Consider the following 10,925-nt stretch of genomic DNA (forward strand, 5'->3'; position numbering starts at 1 on the left):
AGAGGTGTATAAGAGACAGGCCTTGTTGGCCAAGCTTGGGGGGGGCAATGCAGCAGTGGGTTGCGCCGTGGGTGCTGCGGTGGGTGGCTTCGTGGGCTTTGAAAAAGCACGGCAGGGAGAAATTGCCGCCGCAGAGCAGGCGAGAAATGAAGCGGTGGCGGCTTTCGCTGCATTGCCTGCTTGGCAGAAAGTGCGTGCCAGCGATGTGAAAACGAAGGAAGTGGTCGTCACCGACAAGAACACGCGTGAAACCAAAAAATATCAAGCTTTCGAGTCAGTCAGCCTGGACATTCCGCTGTCCGCCAAAGGCACACCTGAGCATGACGCTGCCATGGACAAGCTCAAGACTTTGGCCCAGCGTGTGGCTGACGAGCGCGGCTCTTCGGAAATTGTTGTCGCGTTGACGCCGGTCGATGCCAGAGCCCGCAAAGTCGCCGCGACCAGCGGGACTGTGCAAACCAGCAAGGGCAACACCATCACGGTGTCCAAGGTTGCTGATGATTCAGTACCGAAAGGCGTTGAGCGCATCACAGTCAAGGCCGGCAGACTGCAAACAGAGGTCTAACGGTTACATCCGTTGCGTGCCGTATTGCCGCCCATAGCCGGGCACGCATATCCCATGCAAAACGGCTCCGTCGGTCGCTGTTTCTGTGAATTCGTGCCTGAAGCGCGACTTTTTTAAACTACATCAATCTCAAGAGGGCGGAATATGGGTCAACCGACAAGCGCGCCGCGCATTGATTTTTCGCAGTTACTGCGCGCAGCCGAAGGGCTCACGCAGTGGCGTCCCATGTTGCTCGGATTCCTGACGCTTGTCGCTGCCGGGCTACTTATGGTGGCGGGCCAATTTCTGGCTTTCAGACTGGGAGGTGGAGCGGGGGCGCTCATTTCGGCTTTTATCGCGTTGCTTGTGGTGGTCGTCGTGGCCGCTGGCTTTTCGGGTGCGGGCGTGATGTTGATGGACCGGGCCAAGGCGATCGAGCCGCGCTCCATGGTGGACGCCCTGCTGTTTGGCCTGACGTGCCTGCCCAAATTCATCGGCTTTGCCCTGGTGCTTTTGGGACTGGCCCTGGGCCTGACGATGGTGGCTTCGCTGGTGTATTTTGTCTGCAAATTGCCAGGTATCGGGCCATTGCTGCTGTTTGTGGCGCACCCTGTGCTAGTGGTGCTGACCGGGGTGACCTTCACGGCGATCACATGGGTCGCCGTGCCGTTGTTCACACCAGCGGTCTGGGATGGGCGCTCGTTCAAGGAGTCTTTATCGCTGGTATACGCAGTGGCACGAACTCGCCTTATCCAGGTCGTAGCGCTGCTGCTCGGCTTGTATGTGGTGATGTCGGTAATTGCCCTGCTATTGCTGGCAGCGCTTTTCCCCGGATATGGACTCATGACCGGACTGGCTGCCGCCATCGTCGGCCCCGGTATGCTGGGGGGCGGCATGTCTTCCATCGTGGGCATTCTCGGGGGAATGGACATGGGCGGTGGCGGTGGGCACTTGTATGCCGGCATGCTCGCTACTGGACTGATCTTCGGCGTCGCCACCACCCTTATGTTTCAGGTTCTCATCATGGGTGTCAATCTGGTGTACTTGTCTGCTACTGCTGGGCTGGACATTGCGGCGAGTCAGGGGGCCCTGGAGACGCATCTGGAGCAAGCCAAGCAAAAAGCCCGTGAGGCACAGGAGCGCGCGCGCATGGCAGCTGAGCGCGCGCGTCAGGCCATGCCGCAGGCGGCCACCGCACCGGTGGCTGGCGCGGTGCCATCCCCCGCCGCCAAGACCGCTGTGCATTGCCCTCAGTGCCACGAAGGCATCCATGCCGACGATCTGTTTTGTGGCAGTTGCGGGCACAAGCTCAAATAACTTTCGCGGCACTCTCAGACGCGCGGTGTAAACCATGGCTATTTTCTGTACGAAATGCGGCACTTCGAATGCTGATACGGAAGCGTTTTGCGAACACTGTGGCGCTGCGTTACGCAAGCACGAGGTTCCGCAGCGACCGCTTGAGGGGGGGGCGCAGCGTCTGGCTTTGGGGTCTCAAAAGATACTGTATGCGTCGGTTGCGTTGGGCAGTTTGCTCGTGGTTGGCGTTGCCGCTGCCTACTTTGCGTTGACACCGCCTGCGCCTACCAGTGCACGGCTATTGGCCGCGGCAAAGGCGGGACATGGCGAGGGTCTGCTTCAGCGCTCGAAAAGGCAGCTTTGTTTGTCGAACATGGACTACGGCGTGGATAAATTCAACGCCGCGCGACACGACACACGCACGCAAAACTGGCTCAACACGTTGGTGGAGGCCGGGCTGTATAGCCCGGGGACGGTTGTGATGGGCGGTGGTTATTTCGCCAGCCCCCTTATCCAATACGCGGCGACGCCAGAACTCGTGAAATGGCGCGATGGTGGACGCTTGTGTCTGGCAAAGGGCGTTGAAATAACAGACATTGTTGACATCCAGAAGCCCAGCGAAAAAGCCCTGGACAATGCGGCAACGCCCAAGCTGCACACGGTTGCGGCCAAGCTGGTGCTGCAGGCCACGGATGCGGCGCCTTGGTTGGAAAAGGCCAACGTGCAAAGCGAGCTGCTCGGACAGCTAACGGGTTGGAAATTCCAAGATGGCAAGCTGCAAAAGCAGGTGCCTGATGTGTTCGGCTTGCGCGATGGCCAATGGGCGACCGGCCCCGTGTACAAGGCGGAACTCGAAAAGCAATACGCTTCGGCACAGGGCGCAAGTGCAGGCCAGGGCAAGACTGTGTCAGCGGCAATGGGCGGTGGTTTGTTTGCGGGCCTTGCTAAGTTATTCAGTTTCGGTGGGCACCCGCTGCAGGGCAAATGGCACATGGATACCGGAAGTTTTGGGCCGTTCGGTAGTGCTGGCCAGTCCGCGAGTTTGGGAGTGTCGTTTACTTTCACCAGCGACACCATGGAGATGGGCGGCGCATCGATCAAATGTAATTTCGAGGTGAATGGTAATCGCGTAAAAGTGACGCCTGAAGGAACGGCAGAAAGCTATATTTTTGAAATGCGCGACAAGAATACAGCCATTGTTGATCTGGGTATTTTCCAACTTACCTACAAACGCGTGCAATAACTCCGCCCCGTATTTTTTGGTACCTCGAACCGTTTTCCATGTCCTACGAATACAGCTCCGAACAAGCGCAGCTTGATTTCCCCAATCCCTACCGTATCGAAAATATTCTGTGGGGTGTTCGCGCGAGCATCTTACTGGTTTGTTCCGTAGCGTTGATGTTTCTGGCCCGTAAACACCTTGTGGTCCAAGCGTTGGGCAGTTTTGTGGTGCCGGTTGCATTGGGTGTGGGGCTTTTCGTGTTGTCGGCCTGGAATTTCGTGCGCATCGGTCAGCAGTTGCGGGTATTTTTTGGCCGTGGCCAGCCAGCGGGCTTGGCCACTGAGCTTCAAGCCGATCAGATGGGCCTCTCCAACGCCGCCAAGAGTCTGATGCAGACCGTGCGCCAAGGCGCGCTGGAGTTTGCCATCCCTAGCGGGGCGCTCAACGGCGTGCTGTACTCCCTGATTAAAAACCTCATAACCGCGCCGGCGTACATCCAGAACGTATTGCAGAGCCGGTTCTCCAATTTGGCCTCCTACGCCTTTCTGTTGGTGATCATGCTCGTGGCCATGCTTTTCACCTGGGGCTCGCCTGTGCAGGGGGCGGTTGGTGCTTTCTTCCTCGCGCTGGTGGTGTTCATGGCGGTCAAGCCCATCTCGGGCAATGGAGTGAGAGCCAAAGTCAGCTTTAACCTTACACAGGTCGTGCTCCTGGTCTTGTTGGCCGTCCTCGGGCCGGTAATTTTGGGGTTCTTCCAGAACGCGCTGCCTGACCTTTCGTGGGCGACTTTTGGTACACAAGCGTTCATCATCCTATTGGCATTGGTCGTCATTGAGGTGGTGTTTTTCATTGCCGTGCAGCGCCACATCGACCTGCCACCACCAGTCAGCAAGGTCGATACCCAGGACCGTGTCAGTTTCAACAGCGACCCGAACCTGCTCATGCAGGAATTGGACCGTGAAATGCAGCGCAATTGGGTGCATCGCATCCCAAACCGGCGGTATGCGCGAGTGCTTCCCGATATTGCCTTGAACGAAGGCACTGGAAACTTCAAAGCGCAATTGCTGGAAGAAAGCCAACCGATGGCGCCGCGGGCGTTTAGCAAGATGGACTGGTCTGTGGTGCAGGCTTACCCTCGGTTTTTCTGGCTGATGGTGATTGACGTGCTGGGTGTGGCGCTGACGCTCGCGGGTGCTATGGCGCTGGTGGTATTTGCTGTCCAGTTTGATCCCTTGAGAGACTGGCGACCCGTTTTGGGATTTGCATCGCTGGGTTTGTCGCTGGTAGCGGTTGGTGGCTACGCGTTTCGCAATGCACACACCCTTTGGGGGCGGTTTGACTTCGAATCTACTTTGACCTGGGTGGAGATGGAGGGCAGCTTTATCCGGTCCAAAATCGATATCGGCAACCGCTTGCAAGACCGTGTTTTTACTGAGCGCGATGTCATCAACGTTGAGAACATGACACTGCGTGTATGGGTGATGGAGTTGCGCAGTGTGGTCTTTGGCCATCAGAGCCATGGCAGCGTGATGGAACGCGCCATCACAGGGATGGTGAGCCGACCAGAAGAGGCACAGTACCTGAAAAATCTGGTGCGGCAGTTTGCCGGAGAGCAAAGCATCGTGGTGGCTCCACGGGCGGCGGAAGATGCCCAACGCATGGCGGGGCTGGGTGCGCTGAATCATTTGGGTGCTGCCACCAGTGCACATGGCGCGTTGTCTGCGGAATCCCTTGTCGGTGTCATCTTGCAGGCCGCTGGTGCCTCCGCTGCCCCGGCAGATGGCCGTTTAGATGTTGGTGGCGGTAAGTCAACTCGTACTCAAAAGAGCGCGGCTCGGCAACAGAATTGTCCGACCTGTCGCGCGCCGCATGCTGACGCTGATGCCTTTTGTGAGAGTTGCGGCACATCTTTGTCTCTTGGCTGAAGTACCGTCCAGACCCGGTGCCCCTGATGGCCCCGGGGTGGTCTGGCGGGGCCACGCCGCACGAACAGGCCATGCCACGATCGCCATGTGCGTTCCTAGGCTCTTCCCGGGGCCAGGCTGGACACTCGCCCGCTTTTGCGCTGCCGCGCGGCCATTGGCAGAAAGCCCCGACACCTGCCGCCCTTCATAATGGTGCGAACCTTGGGGCTGCGGCCGGCGCAGCAGGTGGCCGCCCCCTCTTGGAACCAGTTCAGGACCTTTCGCCTCCCAAAGAGGGCTTGCACCGGTTTAACCACCCAGGAGCGCACTGTGATGAATTCTTCCCCCCCGCCCAAACGCTTTTCGATGATCCGCGAGTTCCACCTGGCGGACTGGTTCACGCTGGGCAACGCGGTTTGTGGCGTGGGAGCCCTGTTCTCGGTGATGTCGTACCTGGAGACCAGCGATGTGGTGCACATCTACTTTGCCTGCGCCCTGGTGCTGGCCGCGCTGATCTTTGATGTGTTCGATGGCCGCATTGCGCGCTGGCGCCAGAAAAGCTCGGCCTTGGGCCGCGAGCTCGATTCGCTGGCCGACGTCATCTCGTTTGGCGTGGCGCCTGCCATCATTGCCTATGGCTGCGGCATGCAGGGGCTTTATGACCGCATCGTGCTGGCCTATTTTGTTGCCTGCGGCGTGTCGCGCCTGGCGCGCTACAACGTCACGGCCGAAACGCTGTCGGGCGACGATGGCAAGGTCAAATACTTTGAGGGCACGCCCATCCCCACCTCCATCGTGCTGGTGGGGCTCATGGCACTGGCAGCCTACCTGGGCGCCGTGCGCGAGAACCTGTGGTTTGGCCAGGTGATGCTGGGTGGTTTTGTGCTGCACCCGGTGGTGCTGGTGTTTGCGGTGTCGGGCTCGCTGATGATCAGCCGCATCAGGATTCCCAAGCTCTGAGGCGCCACCATGCCGCTGCAGAAAATCGCTGCTTTTTCCGATGGTCCCGTGGGCGGCAACCCCGCCGGGGTGTGGACAGGCGATGCCTTGCCACCGCCTGCCGAGATGCAGCGCATCGCAGCCGGGGTGGGGTTTTCAGAAACCGCATTTGCGGCGCCGCAGGGCAGCGGCGGCTGGCGCGTGCGCTACTTCTCCCCCGAAACCGAGGTGCCCTTTTGCGGGCACGCCACCATTGCCTTGGGCGCAGCGCTGGCGCGGCGTGAGGGCGACGGGGTGTTTGACCTGGCGCTCTCCCACGCCCGCATCACGGTGGAAGGCCGCGGCAGCGGCGACCTGGTGCAGGCCGCACTGCTGTCGCCCCCCACACGCAGCGGGCCGCTGCCTGCCGGCCTGCTGGACAGCCTCCTCGCGCTGTTTGGCCTGGCATTTGGCGACCTCGACCCCCGCATCCCGCCTGCGCTCATCCACGGCGGTGCAGACCACGCCGTGCTGGCCTTGCGCAGCCGCGCACGGCTGGCGGCCATGCACTACGCGCTGGACGCGGGCCGCACGCTGATGCTGGCATCCGGCCTGGTCACGGTGGTGCTGGTGGTGGTGGAGTCAGACCAGCTCTTTCACACGCGCAACGCATTTGCCTCGGGCGGGGTGCTGGAAGACCCCGCCACGGGCGCTGCCACGGCGGCGCTGGCGGGCTACCTGCGCGACCTGGGCTGGCCCCATGGCGGGGCCATCGACGTCGTGCAGGGCGAAGACATGGGCATGCGGTCACGCCTGCGGGCCGAGATCGGGCCGGTGCCCGGCAGCTCCATCCGTGTGTCGGGCACGGCGCGGTGGATGCGCAGCGATGAATAAATTACTATAAATAAGATAGCTACTGGCGCTTGATGGATAAGCGCAAAACCCATTTTTGACCATTATTCCTGAATCAGCCCCCCGCTGCGGGCCGCCGGTTCACCAGCACGATGCCCGCCGCCACCAGGACCAGCGCGGCCACCAGCCCTGCGGTGATGGGCTCGCCCAGCCACCAGGCGCCAAACAGCAGCGCAAACACGGGGGTGAGAAACACAAACACCGAGATCTTCGTGGCCGGGTAGTGCGCCAGCATCCACATCCACGCCAGGTAGCTCACAAACGCACCCACCAGCGCCTGCACCAGCAGCGAGCCCCAGGCAAATGCGCTGAACTGCCAGTTCCACGGCTCTCCCAGCGCCAGCGACAGCCACGGCAGCGCGACGGCGCTCACCCCCACCTGGTAGAGCAGCTGCTTGGCGGGCGCCACGCGCGCCAGCGGCGTGGTGCGGATGACCACCGTGGTCAGCGCCCACATCAGGCCCGCCGTCAGGCCCAGCAGATCACCCAGCCACGCCTGCGGCAGCGCCGCATTGGCGGGGCCCAGCAGCCCGTCGCCCAGGGCCAGGCCCACGCCCACAAAGGCGGCGGCCAGGCCCAGCCACTGCCAGCCCTTCAGGCCCTCGCCCGGGATGAAGCGCGGCAGCAGCACGGCCACCCAGAACGGCGCGGCATACAGAAACACCGTGAGCCGCGAGGCGGTGGTGTACTGCAGGCCCAGGTAGATGCAGGCAAATTCGCCGGCAAACAGCACGCCCGCCAGCAGCCCGGCGCGCAGGGCACCCGCGGGCTCCGCGGCGCTGGACAGCTGCACCCCGCGCCACATGCACCAGACCGCAACTGCCACCGTGGCCAGCGCAAACCGCACAAACGCCTGGAACACCGGCGCCACCTCGGCCACCGTGGCCTTGACCAGCACCTGCTGGAAACCCCAGAACATGCAGCAGGCCAGCAAAAGGCAGACCGCCAGCGAGTCGAGATGGGCTTTGCGGGTGGTGGGCTGAGGCATGCGCTGATTATGGTCAGGGCCCTGTCCGGCAGCCGGGTGGTGGCCGGTGAATGGCAACGTACTACAGTGGCAACCCTCACGCCCGTTCATTTCATCCATTGACGCACCGCCGCTCCATGCCCCTGGCTTCCCCCAACCCCGATGTCCCGCTGCAGGGCTGGCGTTTGCGCCTGTACACCACCATCTTCGAGGCCGACACACGCGCCGGTCGTCTGTTTGATGTGACGCTGATCGTCGCCATCTTGCTGAGCATCTCCGTGGTGGTGGCCGACAGCGTACCCGCGCTGCACGATCGCTGGCAGCGGCAGTTCACCTGGGCAGAGTGGGGCTTTACCGCGTTGTTCACGATTGAATACCTGGCCCGTCTGGCCTGCACGCGGCGACCCCTGCGTTATGCCACCAGCTTTTTTGGCGTGGTGGACATTCTGGCCCTGCTGCCCACCTACCTGGCCTTGCTGCTGCCGGGCGCGCACGCACTGATCGATGTGCGTGTGCTGCGCCTGCTGCGCATCTTTCGGGTGTTCAAGCTCACCTCGTTCCTGACCGAGTACCGGGGCCTGGGCCAGGCCCTGCAGGCCAGCGCCCGCAAGATCATCGTGTTCATCTCCGGTGTGCTGATGATCGTGCTGGTCATGGGCACGCTGATGTACGTGGTGGAAGGGCCGGAGAACGGTTTTTCGACCATTCCCACGTCGGTTTACTGGGCCATTACCACCATGACCACGGTGGGCTTTGGCGACATCACCCCCAAAACCGAGCTGGGGCGTTTTATCGCCTCGGTGATGATGCTGCTGGGCTGGGGCACGCTGGCTGTTCCCACCGGCATCGTCACCGCCGAGATGACCTCGCAGCGCCTGTCTGCAACGCCGGTGCCCACCACCCGCACCTGCCACGAATGCCTGACCGAAGGGCATCTGCCCGAGGCGCTGCACTGCATGCATTGCGGCGCCCGCCTGCCGCAATGGCAGCACGAACCCCGCCGTTGAGGCGGCATGCACCGAGCGTTACGGTTTTGCAGGGTGCTGCACAGTACACTTTGCCCTTTTGGCCCCATCCGCGGTGTGCCTGCCCGGCGCCCGGTGGCGCGCCCTTCATCCCTGCAATCCATTCATGGCCTTTGAAACGGCGGCGCAAGCCCGCACCAGCTTTGATCTCAAAAGCGCCTCTCTGCCCGTGGTGGCCGTGGTGCTCAAGACCACCGACGCCGCGCAGTTTGCCGCCGATCTGGCCGAGCGCGTGGCCGATGCCCCGGGCTTTTTCGATAACGACCCGGTGCTTATCGACCTGGCCATGGTGCGCGAAGCGCCAGAGCCCATCGACTTTGCCGCCATCACGGCGCAGTTGCGCCGCCACAGCACCTTGCCCGTGGCCGTTCGCGGCGGCAGTGCGGCCCAGATGAAGGCCGCGTGCGCCGTTGGCCTGGCCGCAGCGCCCGATGCCCCGCCCGCGCGCGCCGAAGCGCCCGCACCCGAAGTGCGCGAGGTCATCCGCGAGGTGGAAGTGGTGCACGAGGTCGTGCGCGAAGTGCCCATGCCCGGCCCCGGCACCGTGGTGGTCGACAAACCCCTGCGCTCAGGCCAGCAGGTGTATGCGCGGGGTGCCGACCTGGTGGTAATGGCCGTAGTCAGCTTTGGCGCCGAAGTCATTGCCGACGGCAATATCCACGTCTATGCCCCGCTGCGCGGCCGTGCCATTGCCGGGGCGCGCGGCAACACCGAGGCCCGCATTTTTTCGACCTGCCTGGAGCCGCAACTGGTCTCCATCGCGGGCATCTACCGCACCACCGAGACCGAATTGCCCGCCGACGTGCGTGGCAAGCCGGCCCAGGTGCGGCTCGATGGCGAGAAGCTCATCATCGAGCCGCTCGTCTGAGTCCCTATTTCATTCGTATCAACCCCACAGAGAATCAGCACACATGGCCAAAATCGTCGTCGTGACCTCCGGCAAGGGTGGCGTGGGCAAGACCACCACCAGTGCCAGCTTTGCCTCCGGCCTCGCCCTGCGCGGCCACAAGACTGCCGTGATCGACTTTGATGTCGGCCTGCGCAACCTCGACCTCATCATGGGCTGCGAGCGCCGCGTGGTGTATGACCTCATCAACGTGATCCAGGGCGAGGCCAACCTGAACCAGGCCCTCATCAAGGACAAACAGTGCGACAACCTGTTCGTGCTGGCCGCCAGCCAGACGCGCGACAAGGACGCGCTGACCCAGGAAGGCGTCGAGAAGATCCTGACCGACCTCGCCAGCATGGGCTTTGAATACATCATCTGCGACTCGCCCGCCGGCATTGAAAGCGGCGCGCTCATGGCCATGCACTTTGCCGACGAGGCGCTGCTGGTGACCAACCCCGAGGTGTCCAGCGTGCGCGACTCCGACCGCATCCTGGGCATGCTGGGCAGCAAGACCCGGCGCGCCATCGAAGGCGGCGAGCCCATCAAGGAGCATCTGCTCATCACGCGCTACAACCCCAGCCGCGTACAGGACGGCCAGATGCTGAGCCTGGAGGACATCCAGGACATCCTGCGCATCAAGCTGATCGGCGTGATTCCGGAGTCGGAAGTGGTGCTGCAGTCGTCCAACCAGGGTTCCCCCGCCATCCACGCCCAGGGCAGCGATGTGTCCGAGGCCTACAAGGACGTGATCGACCGCTTCCTGGGCGAGGACAAGCCCCTGCGCTTCATCGAAGCCGAGAAGCCCGGCTTCTTCAAACGCCTGTTCGGGAGCAAATAAGCCATGGCGTCATTCCTGTCTTTCCTGCTGGGCGAAAAGAAGAAGACCGCCAGCGTCGCCAAAGAGCGCCTGCAGATCATCCTGGCGCACGAACGCAACGGCCGCAACGCCGCCGAGCCCGACTACCTGCCCGCGCTGCAGCGCGAACTGGTGGCGGTGATTTCGAAATACGTGAAGATCAACCCCGACGACCTCAAGGTGCACCTGGAGCGCCAGGACAACCTGGAAGTGCTCGAAGTGAAAATCGAGCTGCCCGATACGGTGCGCTGATTTGGGATGAAACAGGCTCTCTTCCGTTTCGGGTGGAGCGCTACAGTTCAAAAAAATCTGTTGACACCCCCTGAACAGGAGCCGTTCCGATGCAAGAAGCATTGTTTTGCCAAGCGTTAGGCCTTGCAGCCCCCTGGGCG

The 10,925-nt window shown here is 62.1% G+C and carries 11 protein-coding genes; 10 read left to right on the forward strand and 1 reads right to left on the reverse strand.

Annotated features, from left to right (window positions below):
- The 6 genes from DTW89_RS17285 to DTW89_RS17310 form a co-directional block, all read left to right on the forward strand.
- On the forward strand, window positions 1–565 hold a 565-nt coding region (locus DTW89_RS17285; protein WP_114656826.1), incomplete at its 5' end, for a hypothetical protein.
- A gap of 144 nt (window positions 566–709) precedes the next feature.
- Complete coding sequence (locus DTW89_RS17290; RefSeq protein WP_147277676.1) at window positions 710–1,861, forward strand: zinc ribbon domain-containing protein; 1,152 nt, start codon at window positions 710–712, stop codon at window positions 1,859–1,861.
- Window positions 1,862–1,895: 34 nt separating this feature from the next.
- Window positions 1,896–3,083, forward strand: a complete 1,188-nt coding sequence (locus DTW89_RS17295; RefSeq protein ID WP_111865995.1) for a zinc ribbon domain-containing protein — start codon at window positions 1,896–1,898, stop codon at window positions 3,081–3,083.
- 38 nt (window positions 3,084–3,121) lie between these two features.
- Window positions 3,122–4,987, forward strand: coding sequence for a zinc ribbon domain-containing protein (locus tag DTW89_RS17300; RefSeq protein WP_147277677.1), 1,866 nt, complete (start codon window positions 3,122–3,124; stop codon window positions 4,985–4,987).
- A gap of 312 nt (window positions 4,988–5,299) precedes the next feature.
- The gene (pssA, locus tag DTW89_RS17305; protein ID WP_114656828.1) at window positions 5,300–5,926 is read left to right on the forward strand and encodes a CDP-diacylglycerol--serine O-phosphatidyltransferase; all 627 of its coding nucleotides are present in this window, start codon (window positions 5,300–5,302) and stop codon (window positions 5,924–5,926) included.
- 9 nt (window positions 5,927–5,935) lie between these two features.
- Window positions 5,936–6,778, forward strand: a complete 843-nt coding sequence (locus DTW89_RS17310; protein WP_114656829.1) for a PhzF family phenazine biosynthesis protein — start codon at window positions 5,936–5,938, stop codon at window positions 6,776–6,778.
- A 73-nt stretch (window positions 6,779–6,851) separates the two neighbouring features.
- Here DTW89_RS17310 and DTW89_RS17315 read toward each other — a convergent pair whose 3' ends face one another.
- Window positions 6,852–7,784, reverse strand: a complete 933-nt coding sequence (locus DTW89_RS17315) for a DMT family transporter (protein ID WP_114656830.1) — start codon at window positions 7,782–7,784, stop codon at window positions 6,852–6,854.
- Between the two features lie 116 nt (window positions 7,785–7,900).
- On the opposite strand from DTW89_RS17315, the gene DTW89_RS17320 reads away from it, so the two are divergent.
- The 4 genes from DTW89_RS17320 (at window position 7,901) to minE (ending at window position 10,785) form a co-directional block, all read left to right on the forward strand.
- Complete coding sequence (locus DTW89_RS17320; protein WP_114656831.1) at window positions 7,901–8,770, forward strand: ion transporter; 870 nt, start codon at window positions 7,901–7,903, stop codon at window positions 8,768–8,770.
- A gap of 124 nt (window positions 8,771–8,894) precedes the next feature.
- A complete protein-coding gene (gene minC, locus DTW89_RS17325) occupies window positions 8,895–9,656 on the forward strand; it encodes a septum site-determining protein MinC (RefSeq protein WP_114656832.1) in 762 nt (253 codons plus the stop codon).
- 43 nt (window positions 9,657–9,699) lie between these two features.
- Window positions 9,700–10,515, forward strand: coding sequence for a septum site-determining protein MinD (minD, locus tag DTW89_RS17330; protein WP_024813569.1), 816 nt, complete (start codon window positions 9,700–9,702; stop codon window positions 10,513–10,515).
- A gap of 3 nt (window positions 10,516–10,518) precedes the next feature.
- A complete protein-coding gene (gene minE / locus DTW89_RS17335; RefSeq protein ID WP_024813570.1) occupies window positions 10,519–10,785 on the forward strand; it encodes a cell division topological specificity factor MinE in 267 nt (88 codons plus the stop codon).
- Window positions 10,786–10,925 lie beyond the last annotated feature (140 nt).

The organism is Acidovorax sp. BoFeN1 (assembly GCF_003345135.1).
GTDB classification, from domain to species: Bacteria; Pseudomonadota; Gammaproteobacteria; order Burkholderiales; family Burkholderiaceae_C; genus Acidovorax; species Acidovorax defluvii.